General features: G+C 51.0%; 18 protein-coding genes and 1 pseudogene. 4 read left to right on the forward strand and 15 right to left on the reverse strand.

Annotated elements, in window-relative coordinates; all coding sequences use genetic code 11:
• Window positions 1-1,455, forward strand: a complete 1,455-nt coding sequence (locus tag ACP86_RS23545; RefSeq protein WP_264752476.1) for an efflux RND transporter permease subunit — start codon at window positions 1-3, stop codon at window positions 1,453-1,455.
• 1 nt (window position 1,456) lies between these two features.
• Window positions 1,457-3,052 carry an efflux RND transporter permease subunit gene (locus tag ACP86_RS23550; protein WP_264752477.1) on the forward strand — a complete coding sequence of 532 codons (1,596 nt, stop codon included), beginning with the start codon at window positions 1,457-1,459 and terminating at the stop codon, window positions 3,050-3,052.
• A gap of 15 nt (window positions 3,053-3,067) precedes the next feature.
• Here ACP86_RS23550 and ACP86_RS18980 read toward each other — a convergent pair whose 3' ends face one another.
• The 8 genes and pseudogenes from ACP86_RS18980 to ACP86_RS22750 form a co-directional block, all read right to left on the reverse strand.
• The gene (locus tag ACP86_RS18980) at window positions 3,068-3,682 is read right to left on the reverse strand and encodes a substrate binding domain-containing protein (RefSeq protein WP_227716182.1); all 615 of its coding nucleotides are present in this window, start codon (window positions 3,680-3,682) and stop codon (window positions 3,068-3,070) included.
• Entirely contained in the window at window positions 3,639-4,631 is a 993-nt protein-coding gene (locus ACP86_RS18985; RefSeq protein WP_049756875.1) for a TolC family protein, read from the reverse strand. The genes ACP86_RS18980 and ACP86_RS18985 overlap by 44 nt, the downstream gene beginning before the upstream one ends.
• A gap of 347 nt (window positions 4,632-4,978) precedes the next feature.
• Window positions 4,979-5,089: pseudogene (locus tag ACP86_RS23745) on the reverse strand (IS5/IS1182 family transposase); the annotation flags it as partial.
• Window positions 5,090-5,352: 263 nt separating this feature from the next.
• Complete coding sequence (locus ACP86_RS18990; protein WP_053115067.1) at window positions 5,353-6,663, reverse strand: MFS transporter; 1,311 nt, start codon at window positions 6,661-6,663, stop codon at window positions 5,353-5,355.
• A 61-nt stretch (window positions 6,664-6,724) separates the two neighbouring features.
• A complete protein-coding gene (locus ACP86_RS18995) occupies window positions 6,725-7,072 on the reverse strand; it encodes a DUF6488 family protein (protein WP_053115068.1) in 348 nt (115 codons plus the stop codon).
• A gap of 29 nt (window positions 7,073-7,101) precedes the next feature.
• On the reverse strand, window positions 7,102-7,701 hold the full coding sequence (locus ACP86_RS19000; RefSeq protein ID WP_053115069.1) for a hypothetical protein: 600 nt from the start codon (window positions 7,699-7,701) through the stop codon (window positions 7,102-7,104).
• Between the two features lie 11 nt (window positions 7,702-7,712).
• Window positions 7,713-8,444, reverse strand: a complete 732-nt coding sequence (locus ACP86_RS19005) for a HupE/UreJ family protein (protein ID WP_053115070.1) — start codon at window positions 8,442-8,444, stop codon at window positions 7,713-7,715.
• Between the two features lie 566 nt (window positions 8,445-9,010).
• Window positions 9,011-9,325, reverse strand: a complete 315-nt coding sequence (locus tag ACP86_RS22750) for a hypothetical protein (protein ID WP_141201855.1) — start codon at window positions 9,323-9,325, stop codon at window positions 9,011-9,013.
• A 38-nt stretch (window positions 9,326-9,363) separates the two neighbouring features.
• Here ACP86_RS22750 and ACP86_RS19010 point away from each other — a divergent pair, with 38 nt between their 5' ends.
• Window positions 9,364-10,266 (forward strand): GGDEF domain-containing protein, encoded by a 903-nt coding sequence (locus ACP86_RS19010; protein WP_053115071.1) that lies wholly within the window; start codon window positions 9,364-9,366, stop codon window positions 10,264-10,266.
• A 382-nt stretch (window positions 10,267-10,648) separates the two neighbouring features.
• Here ACP86_RS19010 and ACP86_RS19015 read toward each other — a convergent pair whose 3' ends face one another.
• The 3 genes from ACP86_RS19015 to ACP86_RS19025 form a co-directional block, all read right to left on the reverse strand.
• On the reverse strand, window positions 10,649-10,867 hold the full coding sequence (locus tag ACP86_RS19015; protein ID WP_082220585.1) for an MbcA/ParS/Xre antitoxin family protein: 219 nt from the start codon (window positions 10,865-10,867) through the stop codon (window positions 10,649-10,651).
• Window positions 10,868-10,982: 115 nt separating this feature from the next.
• A complete protein-coding gene (locus ACP86_RS19020; protein WP_053115073.1) occupies window positions 10,983-12,380 on the reverse strand; it encodes a DEAD/DEAH box helicase in 1,398 nt (465 codons plus the stop codon).
• Window positions 12,377-12,928 carry a hypothetical protein gene (locus ACP86_RS19025; protein WP_053115074.1) on the reverse strand — a complete coding sequence of 184 codons (552 nt, stop codon included), beginning with the start codon at window positions 12,926-12,928 and terminating at the stop codon, window positions 12,377-12,379. The genes ACP86_RS19020 and ACP86_RS19025 overlap by 4 nt, the downstream gene beginning before the upstream one ends.
• 116 nt (window positions 12,929-13,044) lie before the next feature.
• Between ACP86_RS19025 and ACP86_RS19030 the strand changes: the two genes are divergently transcribed.
• A complete protein-coding gene (locus ACP86_RS19030) occupies window positions 13,045-13,269 on the forward strand; it encodes a helix-turn-helix domain-containing protein (RefSeq protein ID WP_053115075.1) in 225 nt (74 codons plus the stop codon).
• A 218-nt stretch (window positions 13,270-13,487) separates the two neighbouring features.
• On the opposite strand, the gene ACP86_RS19035 is transcribed toward ACP86_RS19030, so the two are convergent.
• The 4 genes from ACP86_RS19035 to ACP86_RS19050 are packed head-to-tail and all read right to left on the reverse strand — an operon-like array spanning window position 13,488 to window position 19,377.
• On the reverse strand, window positions 13,488-15,665 hold the full coding sequence (locus tag ACP86_RS19035; protein ID WP_053115076.1) for an ATP-dependent DNA helicase: 2,178 nt from the start codon (window positions 15,663-15,665) through the stop codon (window positions 13,488-13,490).
• Window positions 15,662-16,099, reverse strand: coding sequence for a VPA1267 family protein (locus tag ACP86_RS19040; protein WP_053115077.1), 438 nt, complete (start codon window positions 16,097-16,099; stop codon window positions 15,662-15,664). The genes ACP86_RS19035 and ACP86_RS19040 overlap by 4 nt, the downstream gene beginning before the upstream one ends.
• Window position 16,100: 1 nt before the next feature.
• Complete coding sequence (locus ACP86_RS19045; RefSeq protein ID WP_053115078.1) at window positions 16,101-16,607, reverse strand: hypothetical protein; 507 nt, start codon at window positions 16,605-16,607, stop codon at window positions 16,101-16,103.
• Between the two features lies 1 nt (window position 16,608).
• Window positions 16,609-19,377 (reverse strand): hypothetical protein, encoded by a 2,769-nt coding sequence (locus ACP86_RS19050; RefSeq protein WP_053115079.1) that lies wholly within the window; start codon window positions 19,375-19,377, stop codon window positions 16,609-16,611.
• Window positions 19,378-19,382: the final 5 nt, after the last annotated feature.

Consider the following 19,382-nt stretch of genomic DNA (forward strand, 5'->3'; position numbering starts at 1 on the left):
ATGGTCGATTATTTTCTTGATCGGAAGTCCATCAGCTGGATGGTCACGCTGTTGCTTGGGGTTGGGGGCATGTTCGCGTTTCTGGGTCTTGGCCAGCTTGAATTCCCGGAGTTCACGTTACGTTCCGCCTTGGTGACCACCCAATATCCCGGAGCAACGCCTCTTGAAGTCGAGGAGGAGGTTACGCTGCCTCTGGAAAAAGCGATCCAGCAGATGCCGGGCATCGATGACATTACTTCGGTGAACTCGGACGGCTTGTCGCAGATTACTGTCCAACTCAAGAAGACGGTCAGAGAAGGGGAGTTAGACCAGTATTGGGATATCCTTCGGCGAAAGATTAATGATGCCCAGCCTGGTCTGCCACCAGGCGTGAACACGTCCATCGTGAACGATGACTTTGGCGATGTCTTCGGCCTGCTGCTCACGTTGCGTGGTGACGGCTACTCGCTGAAAGATCTTGGTGACCATGCGGATCTCATTCAGCGAGAACTGCGATTGTTGGAGGGCGTCGCAAAAGTCAGTATCGGTGGTCGTGTCGACGAGCAGATGATCGTGTCACTGGACCGTGACCGTATGCGTGCTCTTGGCATCTCGCCAGAATACCTGGCAAGCCTTCTGAATGCGCAGAATACGGTGGGCAACGCTGGCCACCTGCGCAGTGAAGGGCTGTCGTTATCCGTTCAGCCAACCGGTCAGCTTGATTCCGTTCAGGCACTTGAGCAACTGGCAGTTGGAAGCGCTGATTCGGGTATTATCCGGCTCAGCGATCTGGCCGAAGTTCGCAGGGTGACCAATGACTCACCCGCCTTGCTTTACCACTCTGACGGATTGCCTGCTTTGACCATCGGCGTGTCATTTGCAGAGGGCACCAACGTTGTTGATGTAGGTGAGAGTCTCAATGAGGCTTTGAAACGCCTGGAAAAACAGCAACCCATCGGCATGACACTGAACACAGTGTATAACCAGCCTGAAGTAGTCGAGGAGGCAGTATCTGCTTTTCTCATGAACCTTGCTCAGGCGGTGGGCATTGTCATTATTGTGCTTTTGCTGTTCATGGGGCTGCGAAGTGGCCTGCTCATGGGGCTGATCCTGCTGATTACCATCATGGGTACATTCGTGCTTATGGCAATACACGGTATTCAGCTCCAGAAGATTTCATTGGGTGCGCTGATCATTGCGCTGGGGATGCTGGTCGATAATGCCATCGTCGTCACCGAGGGCATGATGATTGGCCTTTCCAAGGGCAAGTCCAAAAGGCAGGCAGCCAAAGAAGTGGTCTCGCAGAACCGGTACCCGCTGCTCGGCGCTACCGTGATTGCCATTACGGCCTTTGCTCCTATCGGCCTTTCACCAGACACCACCGGAGAATTCATTGGCTCCCTGTTCTGGGTTCTGTGCTACTCGCTTTTCCTGAGCTGGCTGACGGCACTCACTCTGACCCCGTTTTTTCTTTGATATGTTCTATCCCGACAAGCTCGAGAGTGTCGGGCAGTCATCCGATAACGACCCCTATAAGGGAATTGTTTTCGTCGTCTTCCGCCGCCTGCTGACCTACGCGATTCATTATCGCTTCGTGACATTAACACTTGCGATCGCGCTTCTGGCTGGGGTTCTATCGTTCTCGGGACAGGTTAAGAATGCTTTCTTCCCGAATGCCACAACGCCACTCTTCTTTGTTGACCTTTGGTTGCCCGAGGGCGCCGACATCTTGCAAACCGAAGAGACCGTAAAGCGGCTGGAATCGCGCGTGAATGACATGGACCAGGTCGTTCAGGTGACCAGTGTCACCGGTGGCGGAGCCCAGCGTTTTACGTTGACGTATTCACCGGAGCAGCGATACGCCAGTTTTGGCCAATTGATCGTAGAGACCCGGGATAAGGCGTCGAGAGAGGCCCGTATGGAGGAAGTCATTGAGCAACTGCGTACAGACTTCCCGAACGTGCATTACAAAGTGCAGGCTTTGCAGGTGGGGCCCTCAGCCAAAGCCAGTCTTGAAGCTCGTATCTTTGGAGAAGATCCCGAAGAACTCCGGAAAATCGGTGTGCGCGTGCAGGCAATTTTTGAAAATGAACCTCTGGCCGACAGCGTGCGCTTGTCCTGGGGTAATCGGGAAGCCGTGATCGTACCGGAGTTCCTCGAAGAACAGGCCCGGCGCCTTGGCGTATCTCGCGAATCACTGCACCAGGCGTTGTTGCTGAATAATCAGGGGCAGCAGGTTGGAGTGTACCGTGAGGGGAGCGACCTCATTCCGATCATTATGCGGTCAAGAGAGGAGCAGCGTTTTGACATCGAAAACCTTACCTCGATCAATGTCTGGAGTGAAGAGCAGGGCCGCTATGTCAGCGCGGGCAACGTCATCAATGCCATCAATACGGAACTGCGGGATCCGTTGATAAAACGCAGAAACAGGGAGCGGATGTTGGCGGTTTATGCCGAACCCATGCCTTTGTCGGGGGAGACGGCGGCGAGTGTGCTGGAGAGGATCCGCCCGCAGGTCGACGCGCTGGAGCTTCCCCACGGCTATTCGATTGAGTGGGGTGGAGAGTACGAGACCTCATCCGAAGCTCAGACTTCGCTTTTCTCCTCGCTGCCTCTTGGACTGCTGGGGATGTTCATTATTTCGATGCTGTTGTTCGGTAGCTTCCGACAGGCTCTGTCTATCTGGATGATTGTTCCTCTCATGATGATTGGAATCATTGGTGGACTGGTATTGCTCGGCGCGCCTTTTACATTCATGGCGCTGCTCGGGACTCTGAGTCTGATCGGTATGGTACTGAAGAATGCCATTGTGCTGGTTGAGGAGATCAATATTCAGTTAGAACAGCAGGATGATGCATTCACTGCGGTGGTTGAGGCCGCGGTAAGCCGGGTACGACCTGTGCTTATGGCGGCCGTAACCACCATGTTGGGAATGATTCCTCTGTTCAGCGATGCCTTCTTCGCGAGCATGGCGGTGGTTATCGTGTTCGGTTTGGGTGTTGCAACGGTATTGACGTTAGTGGTGCTGCCAGTGGTGTACTGCACGTTAATGAGAATTTCTTATCATCAATAACGCACCCGCTGTTTTTCAGGCGTCTTTTTTTCCTCCGGACAAGCGATCCGGAGGAAAAAAGCCTCCGGCAATCATTGCATTCATCAGTTCGCCTACTTTTGCACGCAGGTCATCCCTCAACAACCTCATTGCCGGCGTTATTGACTGTCGGGTAGGACAAATCAGCCACAGCTCGGATACCGGCGGCGCATAGTCCGGCATGATTGTGGTGACACGGCCTGCAAGCAGATCATCCGACATATCAAGACACGATTTTATCGCAAGACCGCGACCAGCGACGCACCACCGGCGAACCAGATCGCCATCGTTTGAGGCGCGATCGCCCGTCATTTTGACTCGATATTCCTCGTCTCCCCGTTTGAACGTCCAGAGGTCAAATGGGATGTCCTGCAACTGATAGAACAGTCCGTTGTGGTTCTCAAGGTCATCAGGATGAATGGGGCGACCATGACGCGAAAGGTAATCAGGAGATGCGCAAAGCAGGCGCGGCACATCGCAAATTTTGAAGCCATACAGGTTGGTGTCACTGGGCGCGCCGTAGCGAAGCGCCATGTCGACCGAATCCCGGTAAAAGTCCACGTTGGTGTCAGTAATCTGAACTCTGAGATTCAAACCTGGATGCGTTGCCATCAATTCGTCGATCCAGGGCACAACGCGGTAGCTGACCGAGCAATGACCACACCGGGTTGCGCAATAGGGCGTCACTGGGCGATGTGCCTGTTTCGCTAAGCGCTGTTTCCAGGTTGATGGATGGCAGCATGTCCTTGTAGGCAACGGACGTTCGAAAATCATTTGCCCTGATAGCCATATAGGCCGCTTTAAGGTCCGGGCGACGCTGCAATGTTTGCTCTGCAAGGTCGGACAGGGGTAAAAGAACCTGCGGATAGTCGGCGGAAATGACCGTGCTAGCCTGGCTTCGCCCGAGCAACAGGTTCAACGCCCTTTGCTGTTGCTGCAGGGATTCCTGAACTGCAATCAATGTCGCCCTGGCACTGGCCGCAGAGCTTTGGGCGCTGTCCAGATCTTCAAGGTCACCCAGTCCCGAGCGGTAACGCTGAAGAATCCACTGTTCGTTTTTTTCCAATAGCTCCGCGCGTTGCTTTTCGATGGCAACGGAGCGATTCAGATTCACCAGTTTCAACCAGCCCTGCATGACCTCGGCTGCGAGCGTATCCCGCGCAGCTTGGTAGAGAGCCAGCTGTTCAGCAACGTCACTGGCGGCAGCCGACGCCTCATCAGAAATCTTCGACCACAAATCCAGCTCCCAGCTGATGCTGACGGTGCCGGTGTAGGCAGTATCTAGACCGTCAGTGTTATTCGCGACGAATCCAGCCTCGACGTCGGGGAGTTGATCCGCCTGAGTCGCTCGGTATTGAGCACGGAGAATTTGGAGTGAAAGCCGTGTTTGCTGGAAATCAGGATTGGCCGCGCGCGCTTCGACAATAAGCGCGTCCAGGTCATGGCTGTTGACCAGCTCATTCAGGTAGGCTGTTTCGAGACCAACCTCCATCTCAAACTTGGAGACGACGTTCTGACGCTCGGAATCGGCCTGAGCGAGATAGTCCGTTCTCGTGGACAACGAACTGCAGCCTGCAATAACCAGGCAGCATAAAGCAGTCAGCACTACTTTCGAGCAGGGCAAGCGATACATAGGTAAAGTCCATTCGGGCGCGGTCAAATCTGCGGTAAACGACGGGATACAGACTATCTAGGAGGTGGTTAATGGAGGGTTAAGACCTTCATGGACCTGCCTATTATCTACGGCGACGACCAATGGATGCTCCATGAAGAACAGGGCCATGCGCGTGTCACGAAGACCAAAGAAGCATTCGAAGCAGCCGCCGCCCCGACGTGGCGGAAGAGTACAAGAACTACTGCGGTGAAGGACGCATAAAATGGCTTAAAAACGGCGAACCTGTCACTCCGCATGTTGCTGAGCGCCGCGAACAGGTAGAACAGGTTGGTGTTCTTCGACAGGCTGCGATCGCGGACTTTGGCATAACTTAACTGCCGCTTGATGGTGCGAAAGGGATGCTCCGAGTTCAAAAAGTCCGTCAACTGGACCAGAGTGTTCCAGTGCAATTCCACGAATCGGCCCGTTAGGCTGGCGCTATCTTCCAAGCTGAATGTTCGCTTTGCGACCGTCCCGCATCCTCGGCGACACCTAAACAAAAGCGAACGTTCGCAGCATCCCAAATTTCTGGATTTGATTCCCCCGAGTTGCCCAAGAAACGCCCCTGCATCCCCCCCCATTCCAGAGGTGGCGGCCATTGAAGTTTTCTAAGCGGTAACTGCAAAACTCAATCTGGCCATTTGGGATGCAAGCTATCAATGACGTAGTTGTGACTGTGGACACTGGAGTTGGAATCACTTGCGATATGAGGATGGTCACTTGGAAGATCGTCGTGGTGGTGCGAGCGTTCTGACGGATCAACAGATGGCCATAACTTCACGGCAAGGATCAGCCCGCCGAGAGCAAGCCCCAGAAGGATCAATAGAGTGATGGTCATTCCCGCAGTAGACCCGAGCCAGCCAGCTAATGGATACGCGACCAGCCATCCGGCATGGGATAAAGAGAACTGGGCTGCGAACAGAGCTGGCCTGTCTTCGGCATGCGACGATCGTGTAAGGACCCTGCCGATGGGCGTTTGAACGGTGGAAAAACCAACGCCTAACCATGCCCACACGGGTAATAGCCATTCCAGAGATTCCACCGGTAGCGCGAGAACCAAGCCGAACACAAGAATCCCGCCTCCCGTGAGCATAACTTGCCGGTCCTGCCAGCGCTTCAGTAGAGCTGGTAACGCCAATGCTGCCAACATAGAACCGCCACCAAACGCGGCAAAAGCCATAGCCGTATGCTGGTCGGTAAGGCCGAATTGTCCCTGCACCAGCACAACCGTATTCACGATCACCATGGCTCCCGCAAGACTGACAACCAGGTTCAGCGACATTACCCCGCGCAGGCGAGGAGTTGCCATGAAAATTCTGAATCCGGCCCTTGCGCGATCATAAACGCCGCGACGTTTTTCCGATTTGGCCCCGGAGGGCAAAGCAACGGACACCACGAGCAAGGCTGATGCGATAAAGCCAATTACCGTGCCCGAAAACAATGCCTGCCAGCTGGTGGCAAGCAGAATCAACGCTGCGAGCGCAGGGCTGATGAGGTTTTCCAGATCGTAAGCCAATCGGGAAAGCGACAGCGCCTTGGTGTAATCGTCTTCGTCTGGGAGAGTCTCCGGAATCGTAGACTGGAAGGTTGGTGTAAAGGCCGCCGATGCGGACTGAAGGACCGCGATTAGCACGTACACTTCCCACACTTCGGTGACGAAAGGCAAAGCCAGCGCTGTCGTCGCTCGAATCACATCCAGAGAGACCAGCAGAGCACGACGGGGTATGTTCTCCGCCAGAGCTGATGCCAGGGGAGCTATCAAGACATAAGCGACCATCTTGATAGCCATGGCGGTGCCAAGGACCTGTCCGGCCTCGTCTCCGGCCAGGTCAAACGCCAGAAGGCTAAGGGCAACCGTTGCCAGGCCAGTTCCCAGCAGGGCGACGACCTGGGCTAAAAACAGGTGACGGTAGGTGCGGTTCTTCAGAATCTCAAACATGGTTTTCCTGGCTAAAGACCCGCAACCAAGCGGTCAGCGGGCCTTTGTTCTATCTCCAGCTTTACATCTTGCCCGAGTGGTTGGCACCGATCGGGTTACCATACTCATCCATGAAGACAAACAGGTTTGCCTTGTCTTCATTGGCAGCGTCCGGATTCGAAAATTGGACTACCCATAGTTTACCGGCTGACGTAGACCGCTGTTCTGCCGTGCCTTCGGAAACCTTCGTCCAGGTAGACGCAACCTGCTCGGAGTCAACGAGTTGCTTTTTAACGGCAGCGGCTCGCTCAGTCGCTTGTGCTTTCGACACAGGCTCAGAAACGCCATGGCTATGGCCTGCTCCTGCGAAAGCATGGCCTGAAACGGACAAAGCAATAACAGCTGCAAATACGTGGATCATATTTTTCATGAGATAACTCCTAAGTGAGAATGATTGAATTACTTCTTGACGATGTCGTTGTAAAACCCGCTGGTGTTAAGAACAACGGTGACCGCGCCTTCTCCGCGGTTTTCCCAGTACCATCCGTGGGTGCCGTCAAACGGTGCCTCAAATGCGCCGCTGGCAGAAGGCTGGTCGCGCCCCTGCCAGTAGCTGGTGAAATTGTCGCCGTCATTGAACCGTTCACCGTGCATGTCGAAGTTCACCGGACCTCCCTCCGTGGTCCAGTTAAAGACCATTCGATCGCCCTCAGCCATTGTGGCTTTGACTTCCAGACCCTCGTTGGGTCCCAAGGTTACGGTCGTGGAATCCGAACTCAATCCTTCTGACGTTTTCCAGACCGGACCAGCCGGCAATGCCAGCAGGTTACCCGACGAGGCTGGTGATGCCTCAGGTTGCGCGGACTCTGCGGCGTTGGCCTGACTGAGAACAGTAAGGCCCATCATCTTGCCGAGTCCCGTGGGATCGATGCCATATTCGGCCGGGAGGATGGTTGTGACCAGAACCACGCCGCCGATGACGGCAGCCACTCCGGTCGCCTTGAACAGGCTTTTCGAGGAGGGAAGTCCCTCACGACTCATATTGGAAATGTCTTGCATGGTCTAACTCCTCAGGAAACGGTGTATAGGCCGGTCAACTGATAACCCATCAGCATAAAACCGGCGCTCATCAACAGAACGTTGGCTGCAAGTGCCTGCCGGGGAAAAACATCCGTCCTGCGCCAGAAGTTCATTGCAATCAGGATGAGACCCAGCGCCATCAACTGACCAATTTCAACTCCCACATTAAACGCCAGAATGTTCGCCACCAGGCCATCCTCTGCAAGCGTGAAATCCTGAAGCTTAGTGGCAAGGCCGAACCCATGGAAAAATCCGAAAATCAGAACAGCAGCCTTGGTATTGGGCTGAAATCCAAACCAACGGCGAAACGCACCAAGGTTATCCAGAGCCTTGTAGACCACGGAAAAGCCGATGATGGCATCCACCATATAAGCATTGACGTTGGTCTCACTGAGCACGCCGTAAAGAAGCGTGACACTGTGTCCAACCGCAAAAAGCGTGACGTAGATACCGACGTCTTTCATGCGGTAAAGAAAGAAGATGACACCTGCCAGGAACAGCAGGTGGTCATAACCGGTGACCATGTGTTTGGCCCCCAGATAGATAAAGGGCAGCAATTGTGCCCCACTGGCCTGCTCTATGAACGTGGCGTCGCCTTCTTCAACACCATGAGCAAACAGCAGGGGAGAGAACATCAAGCACACGAGCGCTGTCATAAAAAGGGACAGCCATCGCACGCCTAAACCTGCGCCTGAGGGGCTCAGAAACGGAATGGGATTCATTCGGTGATCTCCGAAATATCAACTGAAATGTAAAGAAAGACGCAAACGCGCCAATGCTCAGTCAGTTGTTCAGGCTTTCGGAGGCCTATATAGTGCATACGTCTGCTCCGGCAGAGGAGCAGGCACTTTCTCTAGTTTTGGCTTATCTTGCCGAAGTGAGGACGGGACAGCCGCCAGATTGATAGGCAAGTGCTTTTCAACGGCGCCAAGCGCGTGAAGCAGCAGATGGTCTTGGTCCGATATTTCGGGAGTGGAAACATGGAGATGATTGAGAGAAGACGGGTGGCTATGACCGTGACTCGCAACAAATTCTTTAAGGGAAAGGCTCTTTGAAGACTCGTGCGCGCTTTGATCGGAAGCCCAGACGACACGAAAGGTCATCAGTAGTGCCAGTGCGATCACTACCAGAATAGTGTTGCCGGTTGAAAACTGGACCGTATTCGGACCCACGCCGTTCCTCGTTAACATCAACAGGTGCTTGGCACATTATCTAAGTCCAGTCTGCTTTGCAAAGCGGCATTTGGAACCTGTATTAAAAGTAACTTTGCTCGGGTTCCGTTTACATTTTATTTAAGCCCTTTTGCTTGATCCTTTGCATGATAATAACCGAAGCGGCCCTTTTCTTTTACCACTTCAAAATTTTTCGAGGCGCTCTCAAACACACCGCCGTCCTGAAACACGTTCTCTGGCATCACTCGGCGTGTCATCCGCCGGGGGTAACTCCCAAGCGTGTTCCGAACGGGGTGGAAGGCTAGGAAAGCGGTGGCAATAAGGTGCGTCTGAACGTTCGCTTTGCGACCGCAACGAAACCACCGCTGTTTACAGTTGCAGCTCTTCGCGGTGCTTGTGTACTTCTTTTCAGATGCGCCTTCATTGCGCATAATATGTATTCTCTCGCGACACCTTAAAGATGCTTGCCATGATCGATCTTCAACAAATGAGAGCAGTTCTGGAAGCCCTACCAGACCCCGCCTTTATCTTGTCACGCAGCGGTAAATATATAGCGGTGTTTGGCGGTCGTGATGCACGGTATTACCACGATGGCACCGGGCTAATCGGGAAGTATATTTCAGACTTGGTCAAACCCGACAAAGCTGAGTGGTTTCTTGAACAGATAGGCCGTGCGCTTGAATCGTGTAAGTTATTGGTTGAAGAGTACGAGTTAAGCAACAGGGATGTTAGGGGCTTGCCGGATGAAGGGCCGGAAGACCCCATCTGGTTTGAAGGCCGCATTCAGGCTTTAGATTTTCAGGTAGATGGAGAGCCTTTGGTGCTTTGGGTCGCAAGTAATATTTCAGAGCGACACGAACTTGAAATCAGACTGCGGGAGCTAAGTGACACAGATCAGCTAACGGGACTTTTCAACCGGCGGAAACTGGAGCACGACCTTGCGTTGCATTTTGAAACGTTCACGCGTCATGCCGTGCCGACTACAGTTTTGATATTTGACGTGGATAACCTAAAAAAGATCAATGACTCCAAGGGGCACCATGTAGGGGATGAAGTTCTCCTTGCAGTGGCTAATACCTGTCGGTCAGAACTTCGAAAAACCGACATCGCTTGTCGTTTCGGAGGGGATGAGTTTGTAGTTTGCCTACCCAACACCGCGCCAGATCGCGCATTAAAGTTTGCAGAGCGATTGCAGCAGGACTTGCGGCAGGCTTTGATGGATTTTTCAGTGGGCGATATTGCTGCAACAATCAGCTTGGGTGCCGCCAACATAAGCTCTGAAGATCGTTCCTATGAAGACACTCTCAAACGCGCTGACGATGCCCTCTACAAAGCTAAACGTCTGGGCAAGGACAGGATTGTGACTGCATGACATGGTCTATTATCCTCAGACCTCGTTTTTGACTTCCTTCTTACGCATGTTTTTGCGCGGTTTTGGAAAGAAGCCTTTCCGGCTTGGATCAGAATATCCGCTCAACGACTTTCCGCATTCCAAGCGACAGCTAAACAAAAGCGAACATCCGCGCTGCGCCCTATCAGCACCAATCTCCTCTCCGCAGAGTCGAAAAATTTATCCCCTTCGGATGGCATCCTATACCTCGAAAACTCCATTCCAGTTCTTTAGAACTAGGGCAACTCCGGGGGCATGGGTGAATCGGGGTCACATTGAGTAATTAACCCCGCGAGATTGTAAAACGGGTTACCTTCGGACATAAAGTTTGCCGCTATCTGAAAGTTGAGGAGTTAGAGATGCCTCAGCTGAAGTCGCCTGCTTCGATTTTGGCGAGAACCTGACAAACCCGCCTGCATCCTTTAGTTGTTCTGAGGAGCTCGCTGGGGGTATATCCTCCTAGCGCATTGACCGGGCGTTCTAACCATTTCAGAGCGATCTCTCCAGACTCAAACACCGTCTCGGCCATCTGCTGTACCGTTACCGGTGAAATATCGTGCATTTCAGCTTTTCTTTCACACATAAACCTGCACCATTCTCAAATGACCGCGTTGTCCGATAATCACTTTGGCAGATCTTGTTCTACCGGATATCTGGTCCGCTGTGCCTGATTCTGGCCCTTGGCACTCCCAAGAAACTTAGGTGCCAGTAGCAAAAAGGGCGAGAACTTCATTCCAGTACTGATTGCTAATACGGAGATCCACTTCCTCCTCATTTTGGATTTTGCTAACTTGATCAGGATCTTCAACTGACGCTTGCTCACCCAGATCTAATGTGAGGGCAAAGTTATCGTCTTGGTAAGATTTCATTGCTTTCGATTTCTGAGTGCCCAGAGTCTCCGAATCCAGGGCGAATGAAACAACCCTGTCTCCCGGAAGATCTTCTCCGATACTGCGAGCAAATTCCGCTAAGTTTGGTTCAGCCAGCACGTAAAGCCAAGCACTTGTATCTGCCGGATCCTCTGGCTGTCGCCTGAGAATCCGGCCGAGAACCTGCCGAAAATGCAGTTCCGTTCGGATTCGACTGAGGTGGCAGCAAACCTGAAGTCTCGGAATGTCGGTACCTTCGCTGATCATTCCAACCGAGATCATCCAACGATCAGACGCCGTCTTGAAATCGGATATAATGCGCTGTGCCTCAGGCGTTTGATAGGTAACGATGACTGGATGCTCTCCGGCCATCGCAAGGCGTCCTGCTATTTGTTCAGCGTGTGCCACAGATGCTGCGACAACAAGCCCTCCTGCGGAAGGCGTATGATCGCGTATGCTAGTCAATTTCTCTGAAGCCTTAGAGAGAACCTGGTCAATGATTTCATCTCTGAATAAGAAATCCTGATAGGTGATGTGCTCACTTTTGAGAGACTCGCTGATACTGGCGAACGTTTTACACCCGAACTCGGCAGACTTTAGGTTTATCTCGCGATTGTCTGTAAGAACGATCTTCGGTGCCCGGCATACGCCATCCAGAACAGCTTGTCGCAGACCGTACTCGTAATCACAGGATATCTGTCCATTATATGTCGTGTACTGAGACAGAACGATTGGGCTGTCGTCAGTTCGCCACGGAGTGCCTGAGAGCGCCATGGTGTAGCGTGCTCTCCCTTGGATCTTTTCCAAAATTATTCGTCCCCAGCGATTGCCAATCGGGGAGTTCTCCCAAACGAGTCCTGAACAGTGATGAATTTCATCGAGCACCACCAGGACGCGATGTTCGCGCAATACCTCCCATAGTTCTTCTGGCAGAGTGTCCATGGATTGGTAGGTGTAAGATCCGCCCGCCGCCCCTATCTGGCCATTAAAGCTCCGTCCAAGAGTTTGGCGGAATGTGGCTGCAACACCGTTAGCAACAGCGCGAGATGGCGAAAAGCAAATTACAAAATCGATTTCATCTAGCTGGAAAAGTGCCTTGGCAACCGACGCCACCATCACCGTTTTGCCGGCGCCAGGTGTCGCGTGGCAGAGAAAGTGGGACTGGTTCTGATAGACGACCAGAGCTCTTTCAATGCATTCAACCTGCCATTCGCGGAGTGGGATCATGAATTACATCCGATATCTGCCAGTATTGTTTCCACAGCACGCAGCTGACCCAGGAGCTTTGTGCTTCGGTCGCGAGACTCGAAGTATTGGGTCCTGACCGCGTGCTGAAGAGCTGGAAATTGATTGTAGAGGCGCTGGTATTCTTCCGCCTCGCCAATACTTGTCATTAATTCAACCTTTCGCTTCGAAAGCTCCTCTTTCAACCCTTTCAGTGTCGCCGGATCCATTAAGGGCTCGTTTTTCCGCGTTGTTTGAGCAGAAGGGGAGCGTTTGTTTTTCAAAGAAATTCCGGAAGGCACACCTCGGTAGATGAATTTGCAGCCTCTTCCTGTCTCACCTTCGTGCCTTTCTATAACACCCGCAGACTTTAGACGGAGCAATTCTTTATAGATGTATTTACGAATCGAATTTCGATCAGGAACCTCTGAGGGGGAGATCTGAGCTACGTAAAGATCGCGAATTGAAGTCGTTGAAAAGGGGCTGTTTGCCAGTTGCTTCATGAGCGAAAGCAAAATGTGATCGACGCGAATTTGCTTCATTTCGTTCATTGGAGAGTCCTAATTTGGTGCGACGGTCGATCGGGTCGACTTTGCAAATGGGTAGTATATGCCGTGGCTCCATATGCCTCAAGGAACCATAGTCTTACTCTTTATGAGGGTAAGAAATGGGTTCTCTTGTTTGTGAGGCTTTCGGGCGGAATCTTCGAGCAATTCGAAAATCAAAAGGATTCTCCCAAGAGCGCTTAGCGCATGATGCTGAGATAGATAGAAGCTATGTTGGCAAGATCGAGAGAGGGGAGGTCAACATTACACTCGAAAAAATTTATGTGTTCGCTCGGCTGCTTGAGTGCTCGCCAAAAGATCTGATAGCGGACTTTAATCAGCTTTAGAAGCTACTCTTTGGTTTCCTGAGCAGATTGCTGGTCTTCAAATACCGGCGTGGTGAATTAGCTATTTTTGTGGTCAAGAGCGGCTTGACCTTTTCTCGCGCTTCGCGATTCACCCAAGTTATTTGAAGTCCAGCAATGATCGATTAAGGTCAAGTAGCGGAACAGGGACAGGTCCCGATCACCTCCAACGGCGATGAGGGGGGCATCTTGTGCTGGCATCAGCCAAACCCCGAGTCCCTTTTCCTACTTTCCAGCAACAGCCTTAAAAAGCTGGCTCGCCGATTGTTGTTGCTCTCCGATTTAACGATAGCTGCAAATTCTTTGGCTTGACCAACGATATGTATTTCGGCTTCGGCACGAGTGACTGCTGTGTAGAGCCAGGCGCGGTCAGAGATTCTCCCCATCTTGATAGCCACGATGATTCTCGGGAATTGGCTTCCTTGGGCCTTGTGAAGGGTGATGGCGTAACCAAGCTCCATACAGCCGAGCACTTCTTCGTTGATCGGAATGGCTTCACCGGTATCCAGAGTGACGACACCAAACGTTTCCTGCTCATCCTCATAGCCCCGTTTAGTTGAGGATAAGATGCCAAGGGCGCCGTTTTGGATGCCGATGTTGTAGTTGTTCTTGGTGAACAAAATCGGGTCGCCCAATCTTAAATCTACGAAGTAGTCCTCCCCGTGCAACCTGAATTGCAGCCGTTCTCCATCTGGATTGATCAGCTTTTGACACTCGACGTTCAACTTGCTGATGAGGGCCTTAGTGGCCCCGATGATTTGAGTGTTGCGGGGCGAATCTGCGTAGAGACTCTTACATTTTTCCACCAATTGATCCGGAGGCGCTTCATGAAAAGCAATCGCCCCGACAGATAGCGATGGAGGCACCTCACCTCGATTGATTGTTGCGGAGTATTCCGGTATGCCCGTTGAGTCTTCCTGACGCTTGACGATGTTCAATTCTACGGTGGCGACTTCGTCTGACTCAACCAAATCAGAGAGCACCTTGCCGCAGCCAATCGGCGGCAACTGATTCGGGTCGCCGGTGAAGATGATGCGTACTGACGGGTGCAGATGTGTGACGATCTGATACATCGTCGGCAAGTCGATCATGCTGGCTTCATCGATGATCAAGAGATGTTTTGGCTGATCCAGTGAGGGCGAGATCGGCTCTTCTCTCAGCAAACGAGCAATCGTCATGGTGAAGAACCCGATGCTTTCGTGCAGCCGCATGGCTGCCCGGCCTGACAACGCGACGGCATGGATTTCATAGCCTAGCGACTCATAGGCTTTGAGGACTGTCCTGAGTACGGTGGTTTTGCCCGTACCAGCACTACCGGTAATGCAGGATATGGCATGGGTAAGACTGGACTCCACCGCTTCTAATTGCCGGTCTGTTAGGTCGTACGGAAGCTCCAAAACCGCACTGGTCAGAGCCTCGAAGACCGCTTCATCTACATCTGGTGTTGCCGCCAGAGCCATGAGTCGATTGGCTACGACCGACTCCATAATGTACTGCGCCGTTGGATGATAGGTCCCTAACTCTGGGTGCAGCATGAACTGGGCGTTCTGGTACCCATTGCCAAAGGCCTTGGAGACCAGCGCCGAATCTCCCAGCAGCTTTGTGACCATCGGCTTGAGTGTCTGATGGGTAGAGTATGTATGGCCCGACTCAACCTGTTTACGTATGGCATGTTCTACGCTGGCTGATAAACGCACCGGATCAGCTATCGAGAATCCGAGGCCGCTCGCTATCTTGTCGATATCCTTGAACTGCATGCCGAACCCCAATAAGGCATAAGGGTTCGTTCTGATCAATTCTACCGTTCTTTCGTCGTGATACTTCAGCATGCGGTGCTGAATGCTTAAAGGGATGCCGATAGAGGCCATCCAGTTGGCGTGAGCGAGGTTGCGGTACTTGGCATAACCCGCATAGAGAGCGTTAACGGAGACTTCGCTAAGTAGCTCCCGGAGCCGCTTTCGGTGGCAGGGGACGTCCGACGCCAGGATTTTATGAAGCGCGCTGCCAAGGGCCTCCCATAGCTCCCTAGCTTTTGACTCGCCGATACCGGAAAAATCTCTTTCACTGGCGATGAAACGAATCAGCGCCTCTCCAGTTTCAGGAAGCGTACACTCCATCCTTTGAGGTGCTTGATAGAGATGCTGCTGCAGTTCGTAATCGCCGGATTGAATTGTCTTAAGCTGTCGCAAACCGCGAACGCGCCATTGTTGCCCGATTGAGGGCTGAATAGGCAGCGAATCGCTCTCGCATTTGACAGTGACAATGTATTTACCGCTGTTTACGCGATAGCTGTCGGCGGTGAGGGGTACGCCTGAGAAAATCGTGTATTTGAAGCTGTGGTGCTGGCAACTGGTGACTCGAAAGAAGTCCTGATTCATTGGGGTGCTACCCCAAATTCGTAAAGGACCTCGGACAGCTCTGCATAACGTTTGAGTTGAGCCTCCAATGTTGCCACTCGGGCTTTGAGTTCTACGTTTTCCTGTTCGAGTGTGGATAGGCGCTTCGACTCAGCGGCACGATTATTAGCCCCCGCATCATAACGCTTCGGTTCGCTTGGCTGGGCCTGTGCACTTTTCGTGAGTGAGGGCAGGACTCCCCGATCTCGCAGTTCTTGCTCCAATCTCTCCAGTGATTCTTTAATCGCTGGATTTTGGCGCAAAGCACTTTTTCCGATGCCAATAGCTTTGGCAATTTCACCACGGTTAAGTTGGCCGCGATGAACAATTTGCCTAAAGTCTTCATCGTTCTGTGTCGCCGACCAAATGTCAAAAGCGCTTGAATTCCTTAGGGCTTTCTGTTGACCATTTGCCATCTCAATCCCTTAACCTCAGCATACGAAGAACATCGAGGGATAGGTTTTCTATAGTTCTTTGATACACCGCCTCCACGGTGCCGTTCAGCTGATTCTGGGAAGCCTTTCTCTCTGACTGGAGAAGTCTAACTAAGTATTCTTTATTCTGCTTCTGAAGGCCTTTATCAACATGCGCCAGCCTCCTCTCTTTGGCGGCGTTCAATTTCTGATTGATCTGCTCAAGGTATTCCGTAAGATCTGACGAATAGGAGACGCTATTGAACAGCGGCTGAGGAGCGACTCCAATGGCACGACCAAGCTCGCTCTTTTGGATGAGATAATCAGACTTCTTGGAAAAATGGGATTTTCGAGAATGTCGCCTGATGTACTCTTTCTTTTGCTTTTCCAGCCCAATCAAGGCATTAAAAGCCTTCAAAGAGCTGTTTTTCGGTGTAACCCAACTGGGAAACTGACTCTCTTCGCTGACTTCATTCTTATCGAGAAAATTTTCAAAATAATCAGTAGGCACGTTACAAAACCTCACATTCTTTTGCAGCCATCTCTAAAGACTCAATGAGATAGTCAATAAATTCATCGTATTTTTTGTTGTTACTGTTCCGCCTCAAATCCTCAACTCTCTTTAAAGCAAGTTTAACCGTCTGAATGTGTGGCTCTTTTATAAAAAAAGGCAGATTCGGATTTCGACAAACATCAATATCATATTTTGTATAGACGACAATTCCGTTGAAATTGCCGCTAGCGATGTCGGCGTTAATACATCCCAAACACAGCTCCGGACTGGCGTTATGCCGCTGTGGAGTACCGTTTTGGGAACACTTAGCAAATTTCTCGGTGCCAAATCTTAAAAAGCACGTAGACCAAGGATTTGCCTTGAGATCAGCAACTTTGTCGCTAGCAATTCTATGCGCAAGCTTCTCGTAGTCGTCTGGGGAAACGACCTTTGTAAGCGAAACAGCTTTGGACAAATATCTTTCAAATTGACCGGCAAAGTCTCTGTTTCGGTCTGACAGAGCTCTTAACTCCTGGCGGACGATACTGTTAATTACAGTCCGTTTGGCCACCTGATAGACGGCGTTGGTCTCCTTGTCTCGCAGATATGCCATGAAGAAGCGCTCATCCAAATGTTTAAAGTTGGCCCTTATAAACTTACCGACGTCACCGCGATACCGTCTCAAGACAGCCTCAGCCCAAATGTGCCGAAATGCGTGAGGTGTTGGATAACTAATACCGGCCAAAATCTCACTGCGCAGCCGCTTTGTTTTTGACCGATGGACTTCGCCGGAACAACCCTTGACAAACTCCAGAGAATCCTCACTCAGCGTCTGTTCCAATACCCTTCTAAAGTTATCTTCAAGTTCACCATCGCGATACTTTTGCAGTATTTTAGCTAGCGGTTGGTTATCAACCAACCGCCAAACCGCGGCAGAATCTCTAACATCATCCCTGATTTTAAGAAGCTGTTTCGTTTCACTGGAATCTAGATCGTACAAAGCTTCAAGGCGTTTTAAACCTGATTTAACTACCTCTGTTTGTGTACTCGCATTTTTAAGCTGTTCCAAAGCGTCAAGCTGAGTGAAAGCTTCGTAGTTCTGACAGAAGTCGGCCCATAGGAGCGTTACCCGTCCATCTAAATAAGCTTCAGAGCGCGACACGTTCCGAGTGGTCTTGGGCAGATAAAGCGCTGGCTTGCTGGGGTCATCACTGTTCAGTTTGTTCAATAAGTTGGCAATGATGAAGGTTTGGAGGGTAACCTCTCGTTTAAGGGGCGTGGTCTTGCTCCCTTTCCTCGATGTCCAATTCACGTAAACCCGCCATGGCGTAAAGTAGTTGTCGACTACATCGTGATTGGCTTCCAATTTGAAAGCGTTGAGGGGAAATCCAAATTCGCTTTTCCTCCAGCCGGTTAAGCCGAGGGTCAACGTGATACCTCCAGCCTCAACACAGTTACAATAATACTTGACGTAATCTATACCAACGTTAGATGTTAACTCGTCTGGCGACACGGATTCGCTATAAGACCTCGCCTTTGTGTGGTTAGCGTATTCCTCGCGCAAAAATCTCAGAATTTCCCGCTTAGAATTTCTTAAAGATCTACTCAACTTACGGACCGCCTGATGACAAATCGCCTCGAAACTGTCGAAGTCAAGCTGGTAATTAAAGTCACAACGCTGCAAACATGCAACATATTCCAGAAAAAGTGCTCGGCTCGATTTAGAAGTAGCACCAATATATTCCGAAACCATGAAAGCTCTTAAAAATTCGAATGTATCAAACCGAGCAGGAAGTTTCGCGAGCTCACAAATACTCTCAAATGTTTCTTGCTTAAATGCCTGTAACTGGAAGGAAATTGCATTAAAATTCTTTCTAAACGTTCCACAAACAAAATCCTCTATGAGCGTTTTGTTCTCTTCCGACCATTTGTCGAATGCCATGTCGACGTCCGACATTATACTTCTTCCCATCAGGACTTTGCCGGCATACGTCGTTAAATCAGTTTTCAGACCTAGTATTTCGTGCCCATCTGTTTCAATACCTTTTTTCGTCTTACGGAAGGCATAGGCGACCTGAAATCTACTTTCAAAGACATTGGAGCAGTGATCAATGTAGTGTTTTCCGATATCAAGGCCAAGATAATTGAAGCTCTTGCCTTTGATGTAATCGGACAGGGTCATGTCAAGTAATGCAAGAGTGGTATCATTTAACGACTTCTGGTACACAGCCAGTTGACAGCTCTCTAAAACATCCCCGCAACCCAGGTTTCGAAGATTAGCTGATAGCTTTGTAAAGGAAATGTGCGATAATCGCGAGGACCAACTGGGTATCGTCTGTCTTTTTTTCGCGAAACCTTCGTCTAGGTCATGGGTAAGAATGTAAGAGAAATAGTCAGCGAGATTATCGTTCCGGATAATTTTCAGACCGCTTTCCGAAAGGTAGCAAAAGGTCAGCGCAATAATTTGAAAAGTTTCGTTCAAAGCACCAAATGTTTTGCCTTTTGATTCTAGCATATCAATGAATAAAGCCTTTGCGAGAACCTCCGTAGACACAGACAGTCGGTAGCCCTGGAATACTAAATCCCAATGGCCGTTAGACTTTACAAAGATCTCGTTGAGACTAATGAAATCATAGGTTCGCACGTAACCTTTACTGCCTTCAGAGACAAAGGACCATATCGGGTTCGTGAAGGCAAAGGGTTCCGGCTTAGGGAAATTTTTTAGACGTTCCCCATAGTACGAAGTAAATAATGCAAATTGATCCGATTCGTTCTCTAGGACTAACATCGACT

It is taken from the genome of Marinobacter sp. CP1, assembly GCF_001266795.1.
Lineage (GTDB): Bacteria > Pseudomonadota > Gammaproteobacteria > Pseudomonadales > Oleiphilaceae > Marinobacter > Marinobacter flavimaris.